The sequence below is a fragment of the Paraglaciecola sp. genome, from assembly GCF_039964565.1.
GTDB lineage: Bacteria > Pseudomonadota > Gammaproteobacteria > Enterobacterales > Alteromonadaceae > Paraglaciecola.
Genome location: NZ_JBDVXF010000044.1, coordinates 204,707 through 225,474, shown reverse-complemented (window position 1 = coordinate 225,474; position 20,768 = coordinate 204,707). Strand labels below are relative to the sequence as shown.

Sequence of the window (20,768 nt, the reverse complement as noted above, 5' to 3'; positions counted from 1 at the left end):
GCTTCTCCCAGCTAATGAAAACGGGCAGTTAGCCACTGCCCATACACTGTGTTTTAGCTTGAAGTGCTGTCGTTCTTTTTATTGAGCGCTTTGGCAACTAAATCCATTACTTGTGGATTATCTCCACCCTCTTTAAGGAATTTTGCCACAAGAGCAGTAATCGCTGTGTCTTTAGCGTTACCACTTGCGCCACCAAAGCCTGCAATTAGCTCTTTGGCATCTTCTACAAAACTAGCATCACCGTTAAAATGATCTGAAAAAGCGGTTTGCAAGGTTTCACTCTTACCTATGGTACCGTCTATCGCTTTACCTACAGACAAAGACTTAACAAAGCTGTCTAAGTAACTGGTATCGCCACCTACAATATCGATATTGGCTTCTTTTAAGGCTTCAGATAACACTAAAGCTTGTTGTTTAGCAATTTCTACATTGGTAGTAATTGATTCCATGTTTTCTTCATGATGCTTGTCTAAACGCATTCGGAATTCTTCGTGTGAACGTTGGCTATCAGACATAGTTCCCATGGCCTCGAATTTCTTGGTCATGCCTTCGGCTTCAGCGGCAGCTTTTTTCGCCATGACCTCAGCTTCGGCTACGCCAGTTTTCTCAACCGCATCTGCCATCGCTTCTTGTACTCTTACTTCAGCCATACCTTCTTGCTCTGCTGCTATGGCTTTAGCTTCCATGACTTTAGCTTCTGCAAGGCCAGTAGCTGCTGCTAACGCTTCTTTACCTTCTGCTTCTTTACGCTGTGACAGAGCAAGCTTCTCTGCCACGTCTAGATCGGCCATTGCAATTACAGATTTTTCTTTAGCAATATATTCGGCAGATTTCTCGGCAGCTTCTGCGGCTTTTATGTCTTTTACTAAGGCCTCTTCAGCTTCAGCTTCGGCAGCGATTACTTTTGATTTTCTTAAACGTTCAGCCTCTGAAATTATCCTAACGTCGTTAATTTCTTCTTCTTTTTCAGCTACAGTTTTATCCACTTCAACTCGGCTACGGATTACGTCAGCAATCTCGCGCTTTTCATGCTCAAGTAATTTTTCGTTAGCAATGCGCTGTAACGATGCCTCTTTTTCACGGTCTATTTGCTCTAATTCACGCGCTTTCACTACTCGCTCTTCTTCAATGGCAACGGCACGTAATCGATTATTCTCAGCGACGTCAACTTCACGTTGTTTGTTTTGTTCTTGTACTTCAATTTCTTGTTCTGCTTGCACCCGAGCTTGTTCAGACTTAAGTTTTTCTTCGTGTTGCACTCGTTCGGTTTCGGCTGTTTCACGGGCAATGACGGTTTCAACTTCTCGCTTTTGTTTTGCTTCTGCATCAGCTTGCTGGCGCTCTAACTCTAAAATTGCTTCCCGGGTTTCAACATCTTTTCGCTTGATTTTCATCTCTTCATCACGTTCAAACACGTTGGTTTGAATATGTTGCTCAGCGGTCAATTGGGTGATTTTACGGATCCCCTGAGAGTCTAAAATATTGTTCGGATCAAGCTTTTCTAGTGGCGTTTGCTCAAGATAATCAATCGCAACATCTTCAAGCACATAACCGTTTAGGTCAGTGCCAATATTGTCAATAATCATGTCACGGAACTTATCACGCTTGGCGTACAATTCTTCAAATTCTAAAGACTTACCTACGGTTTTAAGAGCTTCTGAGAACTTGGCACTAAACAAATCTTCCAAGGTGGCAATATTAGAAGCACGTTCACAACCAATGGCCTGTGCGACTTTCATTACGTCATCGCGGTTTTTGTTCACCTTAACAAAAAAGCCAACTTTGATATCGGCGCGAATGTTGTCATTACAAATCAAACCATCGGAACCGCTTCTGTCTACTTCTATGGTTTTTAAAGAAATATCCATGATTTCCATTTTATGAAAAACAGGGATCACTACACCACCTGTAAAGGTGACTGTTGGCTCGTTCCCCATTTTGTTGATGATCATGGCGCGGCCTTGCTCAACCTTTTTATAAAGACGCGCTAACATCAAGATAATCCCCATCACTATTACAAAAATGCCAACGGCAAGAGAGATCCAGAAAATTACGTCACTTTCAGCATTCATTGGTGTTTACTCCGTTACTACTCATTAAAAAAAGGGGATTATAAATTGGTGGATGACATGGCCATCACTTCGGCTTCAGAAGCAACGATATAACTATCATGCTCTGTTGAATATTCTAATAGAACGATTCGGCTGCCTTTGCGAATATCATTAGGAGTATTCGCTCGTACTGTATATACCATGCCATCATCTGAAGCAGCTTGACCAAACGACTCAGTCACTGTTTGCGTAGTAACGGTGCAAATAACACCGCTTAAGTCACTCTTAGAGACAGCTTCATGAGTTTCAAAGACTTTACGTAGCGGTTTACAACTAAGGGCAGCAATAGGAATCGCCACAATCAATGCAAACATCGCAACAACAAAGCCGATAGCGGTTGCCGACAGTATGCCATCAAATAGAGGCGTCACATTTTTTCGAATTAAATAAGTCAAAGCAAAGGCATAAATATCAACTAAAGTGAGCGCAACAGTAAGTGGCACGCCATTAAGACCAAAAGTTTCGAGCCATCCCCCTACAGCAGAGTCACCTTGTGCATCGGCGTCAATATCAAACATTTCTATATCCACTAGACCTGCGAAGGCCATTAGCCAAAATAGCAATAAGACAATCAGTGGAATGGTGAACAATATAGTAGGGAAACTAAACACTTCGCTTAGAAAAAGATCCATTTTAATATGCTCCAGAACTAGGTTTTAGGGGGCAACCTTACTGCTAGGGTCAATCATCAAAATTACGTTGTGTATTGAAAATTGTCAAATGAATGTGTGTTAAAAAATAACTAAAGAGGTATAGCACTACAACGAATGGAATTGGGGTAGTTTAGGGGGCTTGCCTTTGAGTTAAAGGCAAGCAACTTATGAAGGTTAATTTAGGTTGCTGTTAATATCAGCTATTAATGCATTTAAACGTTGTGCATTTTTACCAATATCGCTTTTACCAATGCGTGACTTACTTCTTGCGTCAAGTAGGGTCATCTGGCCATCGCTTTGGATACGAATCACAACATCGTCAACGAAGCCGAAAAAAGTCGTGGTGTCAAAAGCTTCAATCAAACCACTAGTTTTGTCAGAGTTCACCAACTCTAATCCCATTGTATTCACTGCCGCTAACGCTGCATCAAATACCTGTTCTGATGTTTGCTGATACTTTTGAGTTTGCAATTCTGGGTAAGCTGCTCGCTGTTGTTTAGCAATTTCTTCACCTTGATACTCAGCTGGATTTGGGGCATCGGCACGAAGTGCTAGAATAGCAACAAATTTTGGCGGGTTAAGTAAGTCGGTTGTGATATCGTGAATGGCAGGCACTGATTTGGCTTTATTCATCATACTAAGAGGCACAACAATTGCGACGGCTGCACAAATTACCGCCACACCAGTTGCGGGCCAAGAGATATTTTTACGCATAAAGATAATCTGGATTAGGGCCAAAACAATTGCTAAAGCACCTACCATTAATGCAATTCGCATGGCTAAAAATGCGTTCATTAAACCAAGTATCTCTGCTTGATATAATGGACCAGAGAGTAATAACAACAATAAGGCCAATACACCTGCAATCAATGTAAGAATTTTCATAAAAATAATGTCCTGTTAATAAGTGACCTGTAATTTAATATCTCGATGATAATATCGAAGTTACAGATATATTCCTAATTGATTCACCTAAAGGGTAAACATCACTCACTATGATTAATGAAACTTGGATTAGACTTGGGGTTTTCTTTGTTGTGCTCGCGGTGATGATGCTCTGGGAATTCTTCAGACCCAATCGCCTTTCCCCCGTCAGCACAGGTAAACGTTGGTTCAGTAATTTCTCTTTAGTGTTACTTGGGTCGTTAGTCGCTAAATTAATGATTCCAACTGGTTTGGCGGCAATCGCCATTTACGCACAACACAATCAAATTGGATTGTGGAATCATCTATCAGTAAGCCTGTGGGTAAGTGTACCCGCTTCAGTATTATTATTTGACTGTTTAATTTATTGGCAACATCGACTTTTTCACCGCGTGCCAATGATCTGGCGTATTCATAGAGTTCACCATGCCGACCCTCACCTTGACGCCTCGACTGGTTTGCGTTTTCATCCTTTAGAAATTGCCTTAAGTTTAATAATTAAGATTGCAGCGGTATTCTTGATTGGAGCCCCTGTATTAGCCATTTTAACTTTCGAAGTACTACTCAATGCCATGGCTATTTTTAATCACAGTAATATCAAGCTGCCACTTAAGCTCGATAAGTTATTGCGAACATGTATCGTAACTCAGGCTATGCATCGTATACATCATAGCCAAGTTGTCCATGAAACTGACAGTAACTTTGGATTTAATCTGTCGATTTGGGACAGGCTATTTGGTAGTTATATTGAGGAAGCAGCAAATGGTGATGAGGGTATCAAATTGGGTTTGAAAGAGTATGCTGGCGCGCAAACCAATACCCAACTAAAAGCCTTGTTGTTGATGCCTTTTCGACAAAAACCAAATTAGCTCATAACTCATTGCGTAGTCTCGATAACGCAAGGCCCCAGAGAGCGGCATCATGCTACGTATTTGGCTTGGGTGTCGCAGTGCTATATCGCGAAGGCTCAAATGCATCATATCTAGGTAAGTCTGCATCTAAATTATCCCAATTTGCTTTTGATGATACGAAATTATGAGACAAAGGCGTTTCATTTATCTGTGAATCTATAATGCCAAGACGGATCCTGAGTTTACTTGGGTTATCTGCGTTTGAGCTGAAGATTGGAGAAGCGCACACAGTACAAAAATATCTGTTTTTTCCTGGCTTAAATTCATATGTACCAAGCTTTTTTTGTGGGTCTAATACCTTAAATTCACAGGCATTAATAAAGCCATTTGTGGCATAAGCTGTGCCGCTGTTTTTTCTGCAAAGTGAACAATGACAGTGAATAATATCTTCAATTGAACCCGACAACTCAACCTTTATGGCACCACATAAACAACAGCCAAGGTACATCTTTCGTTCCTTTTGGTTTTTAAATTAAAGATGTTGTCTGTGGCGTTAGATGGAATGTCAGACAATCATTTTCACTATCGTATTTACTCACTAAAAAGTGCTAGTGAGATACTGCCATTAATCTGCATAAAGCGGTTAGCGCTAACAATGACTATTGTAGAAATCATTCATACCACAACAGGTATTGCCGCACAGTCCCTTAATCATCTCTATCAAACGAGGGATCTGGTTGATGGCGTTTTTTTGATTCACTATTTTTAAGTCTTTTTTCACGCTGCTTTTTTTCAAGCTCAGCTCGAATTTTGGCAGCGCCTTTATTTTTTGATGAACCGATGATTTCTTCTTCATCAAAGTCGTCCAACTTAACGCGATTATCTTTTCCCATGATACTTAGCTACTTTAGATTAAAAAACACCCTATGAGAGAATTCGATTGTAATGCTAAAGTTTTAAAAAATCACCTATTGAAATCCATCTTATTAGCTGCCGAAAAATAACGTTTGAATTGAACGGTTAATTTACTGCAGCTACACTTTTCTTTACCGAAAAACCATGAAGCTAAGGGCAGCTTGCCGATTTCCACTCGCCAACAGTAATGATCTTATTTTTACCCATGCCCCCCATATCGCCTACGACTTGGCTTTCAACACGTTTGGAATTAATCATTTGGGTATTAATAGTCGTAGTGGTTTCTCCACCTGCACAGGAGAGTACACCGCTAAATTCCTGTGAAGTGCTTTTTTTCACTTGTAAGTCACAGTCATTACCCGCGGATTTAAACGACTCTTTCATTTGAGCTTCCATATCTTTAAGAGTTTCTTGGGTAATGCATTGTTTAACTACAGGTATTTTCATTTTTTTAGAAATCATTGCGCCAAGTGTCGCCCTTTGTGACTCAGGTATATTGGCTAACATTGCTTCTATGTCCATTTCAGATGTTGTTTCCCAGTAACCTAATTCCATATCTAATGGTACGAGTTCAACATCAGCTTTAACTTGGAGTGTGGTAATAGCTAACACCAATATAAATAATTTTTTCATAACAATTCCTTTTAATTGAGTTGATCGAGTAAACCAAATTTATTTACTTTAGCTTGTTGAGTGTTTGGTATCCGCTAAAGATCCGCACGGCTGCAGTAATAAAACAAGCTGCAGTATAGACCAATGCGATAAAAACAAAGTTCTCCGGAAATAAACAAAACAAACATAATACCACTATGGTTTCAAAACCTTCAGCCAAGCCCCCCATGTAATGCATACTTTTATTCGGGTATTGGGGGTTATCAATATTGTGTTTGCTGGCCATAATTGCAAAGGCTAAGAAGCAACTTCCGGTAGCAGTGAACGACAACATTAACAGGCTGCCTGCTAATGCATTTTGTTGTGGATGACTCACAATAAAAGCAAAAACTATGGCCGAGTAAAAAATAAAATCCAAAGAAATATCTAAAAACCCGCCAGCATCTGTGGTGTGTGTTTGCCTCGCTACCGCTCCATCTAACCCATCACTCAATCGGTTAAGTAAAATAAGTAGCAAAGCTAAATCAAAATATTCAGCAATGATGGCAGGCACTGCCAGCATTCCTATAACGAATCCAACAACAGTCACTTGATTTGCAGAGATCCCCAACCGAACTAAGGGCTGAGCCGCTAAAGCTAGTGATGGTCTAAATATTTTATTGAGTAAGGGATCAATCATTGGTTATTTGACTCTAAAACGTGGTAATAATCGGCTAAACATAATTGTTGAGCTGATACGGGAATGTCGTCTACATCATGAGATACCATAACACTGGGAATATTTTGCTGGGCGAGTTGCTGAAATCCCCATGCCCCCATTTGTTGTCTGGTAGTGGGATCTAGTGCGGCGAATGGCTCGTCTAGCAACATAACTTGGGGTTGATTGGCTAATGCTCTAATTAACCCAACTCTAGAACGTTCACCGCCACTGAGGTTTTGAGGATAACGAACGGCAAGGTGAGCTAAGTTTATTTGTTCAAGCAAATCCATAGCTGCAGCACGCCTTTGTTTTTTAGAAGATAACTGCGGATTTTTGGGCAGTGCAAAACAAATATTATCTTGAACATCAAGATGTGGAAACAGCAATACATCTTGCATTAATAACCCGACTTGCCTTAGCTCAATCGGCAAGTCAGTAATGTTGGCACCCGATAAAATAATCTGACCTTTAATAGTGACGTGCTGCGGATTATTTCCCAGCAACCAATGTAACAAAGTCGATTTTCCGATACCACTTGGTCCAGTGATGACTAACAATTCACCTTTGTGCACCTGAATATCTGGCAAGGTAATACACCAAGTTTTTGATTCAATTTGGCAATTAATGATCTCTAACATCTTTTCCTCCAACACTTCCTCTAAATCTTCGCGCTAACAATGCCGCAATAAAGAACGCCATAAAAGGTAAGATGGATTGTAATAATACGTAAAGTGCAATGAGATCTTGTTGACTTCCAGTGCCTATCACTACCGCTTCTGTGGTGATAGTTGTGACTCGCCCCGCTCCTATCATAATGGTGGGTATGTATTGAGCAATGCTGACCGAAAATGCGATAGCCAATCCTGTAAAAATAGCAGGGAGTAACAATCTAAATCTAACCAACCACCAGCTCTGCCACGGAGAATATCCAAAGCTAGCGGCCAATAATTCGTAACGCTCATCAATATTCTGAAACGGCCCTTTTAACACTAAATACCCGTAGGCAAAGGTAAAAGGTAAATGAGATATGACAATCCAAGCACTATGGTAACCACCCTGCACCCAAATATGTAAAATTTGCCAACCTAGTACCATGCTCAATTGCGGCAAAATGATAGCCAACAGCCAATAATAATCAGGCCAGTACTGACCTCTTTGACGCTGTAGTTCCAATGCTAACAATGCCAGTGCCACCCCTAATAAACCTGCTAAACTGGCAATTAACAGTGAATTTTGCAACGGTAACGCAAAAAACAACCACTCATCTTGCCACAATCCGGTACTTAACTGACTAAAACTTGGGCGACCACTGTGCCAGTCATAACCTAAAGACCACAACACAAACACCAATATCATTAGGGCGGTCAACCCACCTAATAGAGGTATCCAAGCTTTAAAAATAGGATTAATTCTTCCTAGTAGAAAACGACGACCTTGGGTGGCGAGAGATTTATATCCAGCAAAGGCAAGTTTTTCATGGGCATATAATAACAATACTGACACCACCAAAAGTAGTAACAGTAAAACATTAGACCAGAACCCCAACACCTGATCACCATCTGCAAAGCTCGTTTGCCAACGATATACTGATACAGCAAATAGCTCGGGGATGTTGGGTCCAACTAACAAACTCACATCTACCACAGACAAAGTATAAGCAGTCGCCGCTAACAAGGCTAAACGAGATTGTTTAAGTAACGGCGGAAACACTAAAAACCACCAACAACGATACGCTTGATAACCCAAAGCTTTACCTTGTAATAACCAGTGTTTTATCGGTAATTGACGCCCTAAGGCACTAAAAATCAATAGAAAAAACGGTACTTCTTTTATAACGATAGTCAGAATCAGAGTAGCCAACCCTTTCCTTGGAAGTCCTGAATCGGCAAAAAATAAGCTGCCGTCACTAAACAGAAACACTAGACCTAAAGCGATAGCAAGATGAGGCATAGATAAGAGCGGCGCTAGGTATTTTTCAAAGGACTGTAGCCGCTGATTTAGGTGGTACTGGCTATACACCATAAACGCTATGTATAAGGAAATTAAGGAACTAAATATAGCCGTGAGCAACGTCATTACAATTGAGGTTGTTAGACCTTGATAGCCTAAAAAAGACTCAAAACCGGCAAGTGTGAGCGGCTCTTGCGGCCACAATCCCACAACAATACCCAAAATTGGCAACATAGAAATGCCAGCAACCAACGACCATCCGCTGACTAATCCTAGCCGCCGTACTTTTGTTGCCATATGTCCTCAATAACGACATGCCACGAACTGTGCAGTTCTGGATGGGCAGGCATAGTGGCTTTTTCATCAAACAATGTAGTGATGACTGATGGGTCACCCCATACCCCCGAAAATTTTTCACGCTGAGCTTTTTCACTCAACATAAAGTTAATCACCACTTTCGCGGCTTCTGAATTTGGTGCATGTTTAGGAATAGCAAGGTTATGGCTATTGGTAATGGCACCATGAGTAAAGTAACGTCTCTCGCTCGACTCAGAAATCTGTTTAGCACTTTTTTCTTTTAACCACTGATTAGGATTAAAACTTACCGCCATGGAGAGCGTTTTTTGTTGATAAAGCAGAAATTGTTCCGCAGAAGAACTTGGAAAAGCTAAACCTTGTTGCCATAAATGCGGATGTAGCTTATCTAAGTATTGCCATAAGGCTGGTAATAATTCGTCCTTGGCCCGTTCTGATGCTAACTGATACAAACGGGGATCTCCATTGCTTATATCAATCAAAAGTTGCTTTAAAAAGGTTGTACCATGAAATTCCGGTGGTCTAGGGTAAGTAACTGTTTGTGGGTGCTTTTTGGCAACATCCAATAGCGAAGCGGCACTGAGTCGCAGTTGCGGATACAGGGTTTTCTCGGCAATGAGATTGAATTGCCCAATGCCCCACGGCACCTCAAAACCCTCCATGGGCTCCCCAAAATCCACCGTGATAGGGAGTTTATCTACCGCCAAATAAGCCGAGTTGGGGATAGTTGCCCATAAATTCCCCATTAAGAAACCTTGCTGCTTTAAATAAGCGAAATTTTCACCGTTGACCCAAATTAAATCGATAGCACTAGTGCGGCCATTTTCAGCTTTAAGTCGAGATACAGGCTCAGATGGATCTGTTACTTTTACGTGAATGAGCCTAATTCGATATTGTCGTGCAATTTCTCGTGTTGCCCATCGCAAGTAATCGTTAACCGCCTTTGAGCCGCCCCACGCATAAAAATACACTGACTGACCTTGAGCCGCTTTTAAGGTTTGTTGCCATTGTTTGCTGCTTTGTTGCGTCACTTCTTCAGTTGTTGATTCAGGTTGAGCTTGCACGGCCGTGGCAAAAACCCAAAATAAACATAGGATACATCGACGGCTTAAAACCTTAAAACGTAGAGATGTCATTTAACCGCCAATCGTAGTCTAAAAAGCCAATACTATAGTCTTGTTTTTGCAACCAAGTGAGTTGTTGCGGATAATTGGCCAAGTCTGCTTGATATTCTTTAATCAAGTCTTGGAGCCGGTTAAATCCTTGTTGTCCTTTTTCAAAATCTTCACGATACCATTTAAAAATAGACGAAAGGTACACAGTATTCTCACTGATTTTGATCGTGTTTCGTTGGTCATCTGATAAAAACTGCAGCATTTGATCATTCAGTTGCTGATTCAATTTATTAGCAACAAATGCTTCAGCCCTCAATGGTGGGCAACTTACTGCAGCGCAAACTAAGGCGGCATGAATGCGCGGCCGTGCAAACCATTGACGGATCATTTGGTGTTCAATATTGTCTAAATTACGCTTTTCCCCTAGCAGCGTAAAAAACGATTGTTTCCACGGATTAGAAAAAAAACTACCTAAATCTTTAATAGACTTTGCTTTACCAGTTTGAAACTTAGCGTAGTTGTGAACAATCAATTGTAAGGTGAAACCGTTATAAGCATTGATTAAGAAACTAAGCTGCTCGTCACTGCTCCATTGTTGGTATTCACTCTGTTTAACTGAAGACAGTTGCGCTAAATAGTGATTTAACTGTTCTGGCTTCTTATAAAGCTGCCCATAATCTACCCGCGTTTGTTTTTTATTCGGCGACAACTTAACGACTTCGCTCAACACTTCAGAGAAGCTTGGGTGCTGATGGTCAAACGCCTGCACTAGAGTTGAGATCATCATCAAAGCCGCTATAAAGAAATAATAGAGTATTTTACCCGTAGTCAATTTATTAGCCATTTAGGTGCGACGCCATTTATGAAAACGCTCAACAAATGCCAACAACTTTTCCGGTGTATGGGCTTTTTTCCAGTTCCCTGCGGCGTACTTACTCGCTTCAGCCATAGTGGGATAAATATGAATAGTACCGAGAAGTTTATTCATACCAAGATTGTGTTTCATTGCTAACACAAACTCTGCAATCAGCTCCCCTGCATGGGCCCCTACAATAGTCGCCCCAAGTATTTTATCTTTACCTGGAGGTGTCAGCACTTTTACGAATCCTTTTGCATGATCGTCCGCTAACGCTCGATCTAAGCCTCCTATATCATAACGGATCACTTCGTATTCTACATTTTGCTCTTTTGCAGCTTGTTCGTTTAAACCGACAGTGGCAATTTCAGGATCAGTAAAGGTTGCCCAAGGAATAACCCGGTAATCGACTTTAAAGGTTTTAAAGGGTCTAAACAACGCATTTACTGCTGCATACCAAGCCTGATGCGCAGCGGTATGGGTAAACTGGTAGGGACCCGCAACGTCGCCAGCGGCCAAAATGTTTGGATATTTGGTTTGCAACATCTCATTGGTCACCACCACTCTGTTGGTTTCAATGCCTAATTTTTCTAAACCAAAACCTTTTAAGTTAGCCATCCTACCCACAGCGATCAATATTTCGTCAAAGGGTAATTTTTCTTGTTTACCGTCTTTTTCTAAAACAATAAACTTACCTTCAGTAGTTTTTTCAATGGCGGTCGCGGTAGTATTCAAACGCACGTCTACGCCGTCTTTGATTAATTGATCATGCAGAAACTGGGCTGCGTCAGGATCTTCTTTAGCCAGTAATTGTGGCAACATTTCTACTTGAGTGACTTGGGTGCCTAAGCGACCAAAAGCTTGAGATAACTCACTCCCTATCGGGCCGCCACCTAACACCACTAAACGTTTAGGTTGTTCAGTTAATTCCCACAGGTTATCAGCCGTTAAGTAATCTATATCCTGCAGCCCTGGAATGGGTGGCACAAAAGCACTGGCTCCAGTAGCGATCACAATATTTTTAGTGGTGAGCGATTGCACCCCATCAGCAGTCTGAATATCAACTTGCCAAGGCGAAACTATCGTGGCACTGCCTGTCACGACTTTTACTCCAAGGGACTCATAACGCTCAATAGAATCATGAGGTTCTATGGTTTTGATCACATTATGAACTTGATTCATGACCGCTTTAAAGTCAACTTCTGGCGCTTGGTAATTGACCCCGGCATTGGCAGACACTTTATGGGTATGCGCTAATTTGCTGGCATGTAATAAACTTTTGGAAGGCACACAACCGGTATTTAAGCAGTCACCACCCATCTTGTGTTTTTCGACCAAGGTGACCGATGCCTTTACCGCTGCGGCGATATAAGCAGTCACTAATCCTGCCGAACCCGCACCTATCACCACCATATTGCGGTCAAAGGTTTTTGGTTTTTTCCAACCTTTATACACCCGTTTTTGTTTAATGAAATTGATAATCAGCTTGGCAATAATTGGGAAAATTCCTAACAACACAAAAGATAAAATCAAATCTCGAGAAACAATGTCAGATACGGCTTCAATCTCAGCTAGTTGAGTCCCAGCATTCACGTAAACGGCGGTTCCGATAAGCATACCAATTTGGCTAACAAAGTAATAAGTCACAGTTTTAATACTGGTGACGCCCATGACTAAATTGATAACAAAAAACGGAAAAATAGGCACCAATCGTAAGCTTAGTAAATAAAAAGGCCCATCTTTTTCAACCCCTTTATCTATTGCTTTAATACGCTCAGAAAAAGTAGCTTTAACCCAATCTCTAAGTAAAAATCGTGACACTAAAAATGCGAGTGTGGCACCGATAGTAGAAGCGAAAGAAGCCAGTAGTAATCCAAAACCGAGTCCAAACAATGCCCCGGCACCTAGGGTTAAAATAATCGCGCCGGGCAAACTAAGGGCTGTGGCTGCGACATAAATCACAAAATAAATAGCAAATGCCTGCAACCAGTTTGACTGAATGTATTCAGCTAAATCTTGTTGGTGCGCTTTTAAACTATCAAGAGTTAAATATTGCCCGATATCAAAAATAAAAAAAGCGGCGATCAACATCACAATAGTGACGAGAAGTAGCCCTCGTTTAAGATTCATTTAGTTTTGTCCTATGGTTGGAAGCTTCGCTAGCACTATTTACTCTGCATTGCGTTATTTGTAAGTAGTGCATTTGTTATTTGAATACACGATTGAACATGACATGACCCGAGCTTTTCCAGTTTTATTTCGTGATGATTATTGCAGAGGCTAATGAATAATACTTTTTGATTGCAATAGAGAAGCTGGCAACGCTCCTTTTTCGACCCATTGCTGCAGTGCAAGTGCGATACTGCGTACGTCGTAAAGGGCGTTATGACTGTGTCCATGCAGGTCTAACCCTAAATGTCTCGCCAACTCACCGCTGCATAAATGCGCCCCATCCAGTTTGGCGTTACGGGCGATGTGATGCAAATTATGAAATCCTCCATTAAAATCGGGCATCGCAACGCCACTTAATAAACAATTATCTAGTAACACCCTTTTGTCATTACCCCAAGAATAGCAAGGTAAAGATCCTTGAGAGCTGAAAGCATGAAATTGTGATAATGCAGCTTGAAAATCGATACCCATATCATCCAATACCTGTTGTTCTATACCAGTTAACTGCACTATATAGTCGCTTAAATTGGGATTAACAATAGGTTTGACTAAGGTATTAAAACTCGAAATGACTTGCACACAATTTGAATCTAGCGCCACTTTCACCGCGGCAATTTGAATAATTTCTCGGTGTTCCCAATCAAGAGACCAATTACGTTGCGCAGACCCTTCCCAAGCGGTGAATTCGGTATCGAAGATAATAATTTGCATAGCTCATTAATGCCGAATGATGGCTTAAAGTCAAACCTGAATTGATTTTTAGAGCTATTTTTCAGACGCTCAAAAATAACTAACACTTGACCGGTGTGCCAAGCTTGCTTATAAAAGACATCCATTAAGCAAGCAAAGTGCGTTGAATGTCTGTAAAACACCCTATAATCGCAATCACTGGTTCGTCTGGTGCTGGCACAACTATGACCACCAATGCCATTAGACATATTTTTCGAAATTTGTCAGTCAATGCGGCAGTGGTGGCAGGGGATAGCTTCCACCGGTTCACTCGTCCAGAAATGGAGGTAGAAATCCGTAAAGCGCAAGAACAAGGCAAACACATTAGTTATTTTGGTCCCAATGCCAATGACTTTGAAATGCTTGAAACACTGTTTACCGAATATGCAGAAACTGGCATGGGCAAGCATCGTCAGTATTTGCATACTTTTGACGAGGCGGTGCCCTTTAATCAGATGCCAGGAACCTTTACACCTTGGCAAGATTTGCCTGAAAACACAGACGTACTATTTTACGAGGGATTGCACGGTGGCGTGACAAACGACCAAGTAGATGTAGCTAAACACGTCGACTTGTTAGTGGGCATGGTACCAATCGTTAATTTGGAGTGGATCCAAAAAATAGTCAGAGATACCACCGACAGAGGGCATTCTCGTGAGGCGGTAATGAGCAGTATAGTACGTAGTCTCGATGATTATTTTAAATACATTACTCCCCAGTTTTCTCGCACTCATGTCAATTTTCAACGTGTTCCTACTGTGGATACCTCGAATCCTTTCAGCGCTAGAGAAATCCCCAGCCAAGACGAAAGTTTTGTTGTGGTACGTTTTCGACGAGAAATGAAAAATGTAGATTACCCCTACCTTCTAAAAATGATTGATGGCGCGTTTATGTCTCGTATCAATACCATTGTTGTTCCTGGTGGGAAAATGGGCCTTGCGATGGAACTCATTCTGATGCCTCTGCTTGAAGAATTGTTAGACAAAAAGCGTCGTGCGGGTTTTCAGATGGACTGGGTCAGTGAAAAATAACGCTACTTTCTATGAATACTGAACATAAATTATCTTTAAAGGTTCGCATATTGATTGGTATTTTTGCGTTACCTTCACTGATTTTGGCCGCAATGATTATTTCGATGCTAATTAACCAAACCCAAGGCGAGGTGAGTTTTTTTGAAGTGATTTATTCGTTGGTAGGTGTTTTTGCGATCTATGTTGCCCTTACTGGCAAAAAGTTCTTTTAACCTAAATTGCTAGTTAGTACTCACCATTAAATAATGCAATTGCCCATAAAAATTATGCATTCGGCGCTGATTTACAGCGCCTTTTGAAATAAATAACCTTAGCTTTGCCCCTTCATTAAAACCATGCTCTATCGCCTTTTTTGTAAGGTAACTCGCCATTATATTTACCTGGTACGGCTTCGTAACGTAAGACTTTTGTTGCTGCTTGTTGTGATGTAAAAAAGCTAAACAAAGTTAATTGTTTTATCAACGTAAAATAGTGGGGAAGCGGTTTATCATCACTGCTTTCTCTGTCATAAGGAGTAGACGAAAGGTAATAGATATTTTGTTGATGGTTGTATTCTTTGGCGGCAACATCCAATTGATTTATAAACTCAAATTTCTGTTTACTACTCAATAATATGTAAGGAGAGCCATAGTTTTTTTCAACCTCTTCATTGAGGGATTGTAGACCCTTCACTAACACCGCGCGTTCTCTTAAGGTGTAACAATCATTAGCCAATATAAGCGCCATTAGCCCAGCATTCACATCTTTGGCACCAGGCGTATTAGTGCGAGGTAAAATGATATCAGCAATTTCATTAAACAATAGAAGATCGTCTGATTTGAATATGGTGTCGGTTATTGGAACTTGGCTTTTCATTTCATAGCCAAAGGCATCGGATCCCACCATGGCCATACCTGTGGTTGCCATGATCATCTTTAACAAATCACGTCTTTGCATCATAGGTTCCTCTTGTTAAGTTCTTCAACCGCGTAATTCGCCGCTCTGGCGGTTAAGGCCATATAGGTTAAAGAAGGATTAACACACGAAGCCGAAGTCATACATGCGCCATCAGTCACAAAAACATTAGGGGCATCCCAAATTTGGTTATGTTGATTCAACACAGAAGTTTTGGGATCTCTACCCATTCTTGCAGTACCCATTTCATGGATCCCTTTACCTATGGGCGATGCTCCATCCCACCCATTTACATTTTTAGCACCCGCCGCCTCTAAAATTTCGACCGCATCTTGTTTCATGTCCTTGCGCATACGTAATTCGTTAGCTTGTAGCTCGGCATCCATTGATAAAACAGGTAACCCCCACTTATCTTTGACACTTTTATCCAATGTCACTTTATTTCGGTGGTCGGCCAAAATTTCACCAAACCCTCCCATGCCAATACTCCATGAACCAGGTTCTGCCAAAGCATTTTTAAAGTCAGCACCAATGCCTAACTCAGCTACATTTTGTTGCCAGTTTGAGCGAGATGCGGAGCCTTGATAACCAAAACCACGGATATAATCTCGTTTATCTTTACCCCAATTGCGAAATCTTGGAATATAAAATCCACAGGGACGTCTACCAGAATAGTACTTGTCCTCATAACCATCTATGCTGCCATACGCGCCAACAGCTAGGTGATGATCCATGACATTGTGGCCAAGCTCTCCCGAACTCGAGCCTAACCCTTTCTCCCACACATCTGTGGCAGAATTCATCATTATCCAAGTGGAATTTAAAGTGGAAGCATTTAAGAAAATAATCTTACTTTTAAATTCATAAGTTAAATTGGTTTCTGCATCCAACACCTCAACACCAGTGGCTTTTTTGGTGTTTTTGTCATACAACACTTGAGTCACAATAGAAAAGGGTCTAACAGTGAGGTTACCGGTTTTCATTGCTGCAGGTAAAGTAGAAGACTGGGTACTAAAATAACCACCAAAGGGACAACCCAGCCAACACTTGTTTCTGTATTGGCAACCAACTCGGTTTTGTTCGGGCATAGGCTGAGTGATATTGGCGGTACGGCTATGGATAAGGTGCCGCATACCTTTGTAAACGGCTTCGATACGTTTAGCGACATCTTTCTCAACAACATTTAACGGTACTGGAGGTAAAAATTGACCATCTGGCAGTACATCTAAGCCTTCTTGCGTGCCAGCTATACCCGCAAATTTTTCAACGTAGTCGTACCAAGGCGCTAAGTCTGCATAGCGAATTGGCCAATCGACCGCAATGCCGTCTTTTAAATTGGCGGTAAAATCCTCAGCATTCCAGCGATAACTTTGACGCCCCCAAAGTAACGAGCGTCCACCTAGATGATAACCTCTGAACCAGTCAAAACGTTTCACTTCAGTATAGGGGTGTTCTTTATCGTTAGCCCACATTCCACTGGTCATTTCATTTAATGTGTATTCACGAGCTAGCTTAGGATTATCTGCTTTCATTTGCTGGGTAGGCAATCCCCTGTGTGGATAATCCCAGGTTTCGTGCATTGCATTGGTATAATCTTTGATGTGTTCGATATTGCGACCACGTTCAAGCATTAATACTTTTAGGCCTTTTTCAGCTAATTCTTTCGCTGCCCAACCACCGCTGATGCCAGAACCCACTACTATTGCGTCGTATTCATTGGTCGCCATAAATTTTTCCCGTTTTCATAAACTAATTACTGTTGGTTACTAAACATCACATATTTGGATAGCTTGTCTTAACGATTCTGCTCGCCCTTCTGGCGTTTTGGGGGTTGGGATAAACTCTTGCGCTAAATACCCTTGATATCCAGTGTTTAGAATTGCTTTTACAATCGCTGGATAAAATAGCTCTTGTGTGTCGTCTATTTCATTTCGTCCGGGTACGCCAGCAGTATGATAATGTCCAAAATACTGATGGTTTTCGCCAATAGTTCGAATGATATCTCCCTCATTAATTTGCATGTGATAAATATCGTAGAGTAACTTAAAGTTAGGTGAATCGAGTTGTTTGCATAACTCAATACCCCAAGCTGAGTTATCTGCCATGTAATCAGGGTGGTCAATTTTACTGTTGAAAAGCTCCATTTGAATAATGACCCCTTGTTTTTCTGCAGCAGGGAGAATTCGCTTTAAACCTTTTACCGCATGACTTAATCCTTGCTTAGGATCCATTCCCCTAGCGTTACCACTAAAACATACTAAATTTTTAAATCCAGCTTGGGATACGAGGTCGATATGAGCAAGATAGCGACGCGTTAACTCATCATGAAACTCTGGATGGATCCAACCATCAACCAGATTTAGCTCTGCACCGTTACACATAGACGAATCAATATTATGCTTTTTGAGAGCAGGCCAGTCTTCAGGCCCGACTAAATCAATGGCGCTGAATCCTAGCGACTTAACCAATGCGCAAAGTTGTTCTATGTTTAAATCACCATAAGTCCAGCGACTTACCGAATGCTTAACGTTACCCTTGAGTCCATCATTACTGTGCTTCGAAACACTTGGCTCGGATGCAGCCACAACTTTGCCAGCAATGACTGCTGCGCTTGATAGCGCCATGCCCTGCAATAATTTACGCCGAGAATTACTCATACTTTCACCGTTTACTTAATTGAATGACTATAGTTGCACTGCCAGTTTAGCCAGCAACAATGCAATGGCATTAACAATTTCACAACACTTAATTTTCATAAAATAACGAGGTTTTAGTGATTAGTCGATAAATAAACTGACAAACTTTGTAACAATCCATCCCTCTTTGGCATAACGGCGACCTTTTGAATTAACTATCTTTCACATATAGTGTACTGAATTGGGTAATACACTTTGGATTTTGTCATGGGTCAAGAAACTACAAAAATTTTAGTCGTGGATGACGACATGCGTCTACGTAGCTTGTTAGAACGTTACTTAGTCGAACAGGGTTTTCAAGTTAGAGCTGCAGCCAATTCTGAACAAATGGATAGGTTTTTGGAGCGTGAAAATTTTCATCTTATGGTGCTTGATTTAATGTTACCAGGTGAAGATGGCTTGACTATTTGTCGCCGTTTGCGCCAAAAAGAGAACGAAATTCCTATCATAATGCTAACGGCTAAAGGTGATGAAGTTGACCGTATTATCGGTCTTGAAATGGGGGCTGACGACTATCTTCCAAAACCTTTTAATCCTAGAGAGTTACTTGCCAGAATCAAAGCCGTACTGCGCCGCAAAACCATCGAAGCCCCTGGAGCCCCATCTCTGGAAGAACAAATAATAGAGTTTGGTAAGTACTCGCTTAATCTAGGCACCAGAGAAATGAATGTTGATGGTCAAGCTATGACACTTACTAGTGGCGAATTTGCAGTGCTGAAATCCTTAGTGACGCATCCTAGAGAACCCTTGTCTCGGGATAAATTAATGAACTTAGCGAGGGGCCGAGATTATAGTGCTTTAGAACGTAGTATCGATGTGCAAGTCTCTCGATTGCGCCGAATGCTTGAAGAAGATCCTACCAATCCTCGTTATATACAAACAGTTTGGGGCCTAGGTTATGTATTTGTACCTGATGGTGAGAGTAGCCCAGCGTAAAATAAAGTGAGATTTTTACCCAAAAGTGCCTTTGGCCAAACAGTTCTATTGATAGGTATTTTGTTGTTTATCAACCAAGTCGTGTCTTTAGTTTCGGTGACCTTTTATTTTGTTAGTCCAAATGTACAGCAAATCAATAACTTACTTGCCACACAAATCAAGCTGGCTTTCGTGGATGGCATCGATAGTCATACCCCACAATTGGATCCCCACTTTTATCAAGCTGCCGGAATGCAAGTTTATAACTACTCTGATGCCGTTAAAAACGGCTTAGAACAAGCTACTCCGTACCAGTCTTGGTCTAGGCAAATGTCAGATAGTTTAGGTGGTGAAGCAAAAGTCAGAATCACCCATGGCGAACCTTATTTGTATTGGATCAATCCTCCGCAAAACCCAGATATTTGGATTACTATACCTATGGTAGGTTTGGGGCAAGGAGATGGCTCTCCACATTTGGTGTACCTATTAATGATTGGCATTCTGAGTGTAGGTGGCAGTCTGATTTTTGTGCGACGTTTAAACCGCCCTTTAAAAGCTCTACAAGATGCAGCCTTATTGGTAGGTCGCGGGGAAGTTCCCAAACCTTTGAAAGAAGAAGGTTCTACTGAATTAATAGCAGTAACCCATGCATTTAATCAAATGTCGAAAGGCATCAAACAACTGGAAGACGACCGGGCATTGTTGACCGCAGGGATCTCCCACGATTTGCGCACTCCTCTTACACGTATACGGTTGGCCTCGGAGATGCTGCCTGAGTCACAAGATTGGGTAAAAGAAGGAATTGTCCACGATATTGAGGATATGAATGAAATTATCGACCAATTTATAGATTATGTGCGTCAAGACCAGCAAGAATGCATGGAAGAAAGTAACTTAAATGATTTAATACGAGATGCCGCACAAGTCAGAAATATTGAAGAAAATCACAAAATCACCTTAGACCTCGCTCCCTTACCTAAAACCCTCATAAGGCGCGTCGCCTTAAAACGAGTATTAGACAATTTGATTGAAAACGCCTTTCGTTATGGCAGTGACAATATCGAAATCACCTCGCGACATATCAAAAAAGATAAACAATTATGTTTTGCTATTCGCGATTTTGGTCCAGGGATCCCAGATGAGCAAATCCAGAACCTTTTTGAACCATTTACTCAAGGTGACAAAGCTAGAGGAAGTTTGGGGTCAGGACTAGGTTTAGCGATCATAAAACGTATCGTTGAAATGCACTCAGGAAAAGTTACATTGCAAAATCATGCTCAAGGGGGCTTAATCGCGACTGTCACTATTGGTTATCAAATAACGGGTTAA

At 41.3% G+C, this 20,768-nt stretch carries 21 protein-coding genes; 5 read left to right on the top strand and 16 right to left on the bottom strand.

Going from position 1 to position 20,768, the window contains the following annotated elements:
- Nucleotides 1-53: 53 nt before the first annotated feature.
- The 3 genes from ABJK37_RS20780 to ABJK37_RS20770 form a co-directional block, all read right to left on the bottom strand.
- Nucleotides 54-2,072, bottom strand: a complete 2,019-nt coding sequence (locus ABJK37_RS20780; protein WP_348357843.1) for a hypothetical protein — start codon at nt 2,070-2,072, stop codon at nt 54-56.
- 38 nt (nt 2,073-2,110) lie between these two features.
- On the bottom strand, nt 2,111-2,743 hold the full coding sequence (locus tag ABJK37_RS20775; RefSeq protein WP_348357841.1) for a hypothetical protein: 633 nt from the start codon (nt 2,741-2,743) through the stop codon (nt 2,111-2,113).
- Between the two features lie 195 nt (nt 2,744-2,938).
- Nucleotides 2,939-3,649, bottom strand: a complete 711-nt coding sequence (locus tag ABJK37_RS20770; RefSeq protein ID WP_348357839.1) for a DUF1499 domain-containing protein — start codon at nt 3,647-3,649, stop codon at nt 2,939-2,941.
- A gap of 110 nt (nt 3,650-3,759) precedes the next feature.
- Between ABJK37_RS20770 and ABJK37_RS20765 the strand changes: the two genes are divergently transcribed.
- Nucleotides 3,760-4,557: a sterol desaturase family protein gene (locus ABJK37_RS20765; protein WP_348357837.1), complete on the top strand. Its 798-nt coding sequence runs from the start codon at nt 3,760-3,762 to the stop codon at nt 4,555-4,557.
- 55 nt (nt 4,558-4,612) lie between these two features.
- Here ABJK37_RS20765 and ABJK37_RS20760 read toward each other — a convergent pair whose 3' ends face one another.
- The 10 genes from ABJK37_RS20760 to ABJK37_RS20715 all read right to left on the bottom strand — a co-directional run bounded on the left by ABJK37_RS20760 (nt 4,613) and on the right by ABJK37_RS20715 (nt 13,885).
- Nucleotides 4,613-5,047, bottom strand: a complete 435-nt coding sequence (locus ABJK37_RS20760; RefSeq protein WP_348357835.1) for a GFA family protein — start codon at nt 5,045-5,047, stop codon at nt 4,613-4,615.
- 199 nt (nt 5,048-5,246) lie between these two features.
- The gene (locus ABJK37_RS20755) at nt 5,247-5,432 is read right to left on the bottom strand and encodes a hypothetical protein (RefSeq protein WP_348357833.1); all 186 of its coding nucleotides are present in this window, start codon (nt 5,430-5,432) and stop codon (nt 5,247-5,249) included.
- A gap of 172 nt (nt 5,433-5,604) precedes the next feature.
- The gene (locus ABJK37_RS20750; protein WP_348357831.1) at nt 5,605-6,087 is read right to left on the bottom strand and encodes a DUF3617 family protein; all 483 of its coding nucleotides are present in this window, start codon (nt 6,085-6,087) and stop codon (nt 5,605-5,607) included.
- Between the two features lie 43 nt (nt 6,088-6,130).
- The gene (locus ABJK37_RS20745; protein WP_348357829.1) at nt 6,131-6,745 is read right to left on the bottom strand and encodes a CDP-alcohol phosphatidyltransferase family protein; all 615 of its coding nucleotides are present in this window, start codon (nt 6,743-6,745) and stop codon (nt 6,131-6,133) included.
- Nucleotides 6,742-7,404 carry an ATP-binding cassette domain-containing protein gene (locus ABJK37_RS20740; RefSeq protein WP_348357827.1) on the bottom strand — a complete coding sequence of 221 codons (663 nt, stop codon included), beginning with the start codon at nt 7,402-7,404 and terminating at the stop codon, nt 6,742-6,744. The genes ABJK37_RS20745 and ABJK37_RS20740 overlap by 4 nt, the downstream gene beginning before the upstream one ends.
- The gene (locus ABJK37_RS20735; protein ID WP_348357825.1) at nt 7,388-9,013 is read right to left on the bottom strand and encodes an ABC transporter permease subunit; all 1,626 of its coding nucleotides are present in this window, start codon (nt 9,011-9,013) and stop codon (nt 7,388-7,390) included. The genes ABJK37_RS20740 and ABJK37_RS20735 overlap by 17 nt, the downstream gene beginning before the upstream one ends.
- Nucleotides 8,989-10,167, bottom strand: a complete 1,179-nt coding sequence (locus ABJK37_RS20730; RefSeq protein WP_348357823.1) for an ABC transporter substrate-binding protein — start codon at nt 10,165-10,167, stop codon at nt 8,989-8,991. Before ABJK37_RS20730 ends, ABJK37_RS20735 begins: the two co-directional genes overlap by 25 nt.
- Complete coding sequence (locus tag ABJK37_RS20725) at nt 10,148-10,990, bottom strand: DUF547 domain-containing protein (protein WP_348357821.1); 843 nt, start codon at nt 10,988-10,990, stop codon at nt 10,148-10,150. Before ABJK37_RS20725 ends, ABJK37_RS20730 begins: the two co-directional genes overlap by 20 nt.
- Nucleotides 10,991-13,132: an FAD-dependent oxidoreductase gene (locus tag ABJK37_RS20720; RefSeq protein ID WP_348357819.1), complete on the bottom strand. Its 2,142-nt coding sequence runs from the start codon at nt 13,130-13,132 to the stop codon at nt 10,991-10,993. It lies immediately after the preceding gene.
- 150 nt (nt 13,133-13,282) lie between these two features.
- Nucleotides 13,283-13,885, bottom strand: coding sequence for a 3'-5' exonuclease (locus tag ABJK37_RS20715; protein WP_348357817.1), 603 nt, complete (start codon nt 13,883-13,885; stop codon nt 13,283-13,285).
- 146 nt (nt 13,886-14,031) lie between these two features.
- On the opposite strand from ABJK37_RS20715, the gene ABJK37_RS20710 reads away from it, so the two are divergent.
- Together ABJK37_RS20710 and ABJK37_RS20705 are read left to right on the top strand one after the other, a co-directional pair.
- The gene (locus tag ABJK37_RS20710) at nt 14,032-14,934 is read left to right on the top strand and encodes a phosphoribulokinase (protein WP_348357815.1); all 903 of its coding nucleotides are present in this window, start codon (nt 14,032-14,034) and stop codon (nt 14,932-14,934) included.
- Nucleotides 14,935-14,945: 11 nt separating this feature from the next.
- Nucleotides 14,946-15,146 (top strand): hypothetical protein, encoded by a 201-nt coding sequence (locus ABJK37_RS20705; protein ID WP_348357813.1) that lies wholly within the window; start codon nt 14,946-14,948, stop codon nt 15,144-15,146.
- A 115-nt stretch (nt 15,147-15,261) separates the two neighbouring features.
- On the opposite strand, the gene ABJK37_RS20700 is transcribed toward ABJK37_RS20705, so the two are convergent.
- Genes ABJK37_RS20700 through ABJK37_RS20690 form a run of 3 tightly spaced genes read right to left on the bottom strand, consistent with a single transcriptional unit; the run spans nt 15,262 to nt 18,485 of the window.
- Nucleotides 15,262-15,873, bottom strand: a complete 612-nt coding sequence (locus ABJK37_RS20700; RefSeq protein ID WP_348357811.1) for a gluconate 2-dehydrogenase subunit 3 family protein — start codon at nt 15,871-15,873, stop codon at nt 15,262-15,264.
- On the bottom strand, nt 15,870-17,555 hold the full coding sequence (locus ABJK37_RS20695; RefSeq protein ID WP_348357809.1) for a GMC family oxidoreductase: 1,686 nt from the start codon (nt 17,553-17,555) through the stop codon (nt 15,870-15,872). Before ABJK37_RS20695 ends, ABJK37_RS20700 begins: the two co-directional genes overlap by 4 nt.
- A gap of 39 nt (nt 17,556-17,594) precedes the next feature.
- Nucleotides 17,595-18,485 carry a TIM barrel protein gene (locus tag ABJK37_RS20690; protein WP_348357807.1) on the bottom strand — a complete coding sequence of 297 codons (891 nt, stop codon included), beginning with the start codon at nt 18,483-18,485 and terminating at the stop codon, nt 17,595-17,597.
- Between the two features lie 246 nt (nt 18,486-18,731).
- On the opposite strand from ABJK37_RS20690, the gene ompR reads away from it, so the two are divergent.
- Both ompR and envZ read left to right on the top strand, forming a co-directional pair.
- A complete protein-coding gene (gene ompR, locus ABJK37_RS20685) occupies nt 18,732-19,460 on the top strand; it encodes a two-component system response regulator OmpR (RefSeq protein ID WP_348357805.1) in 729 nt (242 codons plus the stop codon).
- A 6-nt stretch (nt 19,461-19,466) separates the two neighbouring features.
- A complete protein-coding gene (gene envZ / locus ABJK37_RS20680) occupies nt 19,467-20,768 on the top strand; it encodes a two-component system sensor histidine kinase EnvZ (RefSeq protein ID WP_348357803.1) in 1,302 nt (433 codons plus the stop codon).

Bases quoted from the DNA above. Each gene is read 5' to 3' on its own strand.
- ABJK37_RS20745 (WP_348357829.1), bottom strand. From the start codon at position 6,745: ATGATTGATCCCTTACTCAATAAAATATTTAGACCATCACTAGCTTTA.
- ABJK37_RS20700 (WP_348357811.1), bottom strand. From the start codon at position 15,873: ATGATGCAAAGACGTGATTTGTTAAAGATGATCATGGCAACCACAGGT.
- ABJK37_RS20690 (WP_348357807.1), bottom strand. From the start codon at position 18,485: ATGAGTAATTCTCGGCGTAAATTATTGCAGGGCATGGCGCTATCAAGC.
- ABJK37_RS20725 (WP_348357821.1), bottom strand. From the start codon at position 10,990: ATGGCTAATAAATTGACTACGGGTAAAATACTCTATTATTTCTTTATA.
- ABJK37_RS20720 (WP_348357819.1), bottom strand. From the start codon at position 13,132: ATGAATCTTAAACGAGGGCTACTTCTCGTCACTATTGTGATGTTGATC.
- ABJK37_RS20760 (WP_348357835.1), bottom strand. From the start codon at position 5,047: ATGTACCTTGGCTGTTGTTTATGTGGTGCCATAAAGGTTGAGTTGTCG.
- ABJK37_RS20765 (WP_348357837.1), top strand. From the start codon at position 3,760: ATGATTAATGAAACTTGGATTAGACTTGGGGTTTTCTTTGTTGTGCTC.
- ABJK37_RS20775 (WP_348357841.1), bottom strand. From the start codon at position 2,743: ATGGATCTTTTTCTAAGCGAAGTGTTTAGTTTCCCTACTATATTGTTC.
- ABJK37_RS20705 (WP_348357813.1), top strand. From the start codon at position 14,946: ATGAATACTGAACATAAATTATCTTTAAAGGTTCGCATATTGATTGGT.
- ABJK37_RS20695 (WP_348357809.1), bottom strand. From the start codon at position 17,555: ATGGCGACCAATGAATACGACGCAATAGTAGTGGGTTCTGGCATCAGC.
- ABJK37_RS20755 (WP_348357833.1), bottom strand. From the start codon at position 5,432: ATGGGAAAAGATAATCGCGTTAAGTTGGACGACTTTGATGAAGAAGAA.
- ABJK37_RS20780 (WP_348357843.1), bottom strand. From the start codon at position 2,072: ATGAATGCTGAAAGTGACGTAATTTTCTGGATCTCTCTTGCCGTTGGC.
- ABJK37_RS20715 (WP_348357817.1), bottom strand. From the start codon at position 13,885: ATGCAAATTATTATCTTCGATACCGAATTCACCGCTTGGGAAGGGTCT.
- ABJK37_RS20730 (WP_348357823.1), bottom strand. From the start codon at position 10,167: ATGACATCTCTACGTTTTAAGGTTTTAAGCCGTCGATGTATCCTATGT.
- ABJK37_RS20740 (WP_348357827.1), bottom strand. From the start codon at position 7,404: ATGTTAGAGATCATTAATTGCCAAATTGAATCAAAAACTTGGTGTATT.
- ABJK37_RS20710 (WP_348357815.1), top strand. From the start codon at position 14,032: ATGTCTGTAAAACACCCTATAATCGCAATCACTGGTTCGTCTGGTGCT.
- ABJK37_RS20770 (WP_348357839.1), bottom strand. From the start codon at position 3,649: ATGAAAATTCTTACATTGATTGCAGGTGTATTGGCCTTATTGTTGTTA.
- ompR (WP_348357805.1), top strand. From the start codon at position 18,732: ATGGGTCAAGAAACTACAAAAATTTTAGTCGTGGATGACGACATGCGT.
- ABJK37_RS20735 (WP_348357825.1), bottom strand. From the start codon at position 9,013: ATGGCAACAAAAGTACGGCGGCTAGGATTAGTCAGCGGATGGTCGTTG.
- ABJK37_RS20750 (WP_348357831.1), bottom strand. From the start codon at position 6,087: ATGAAAAAATTATTTATATTGGTGTTAGCTATTACCACACTCCAAGTT.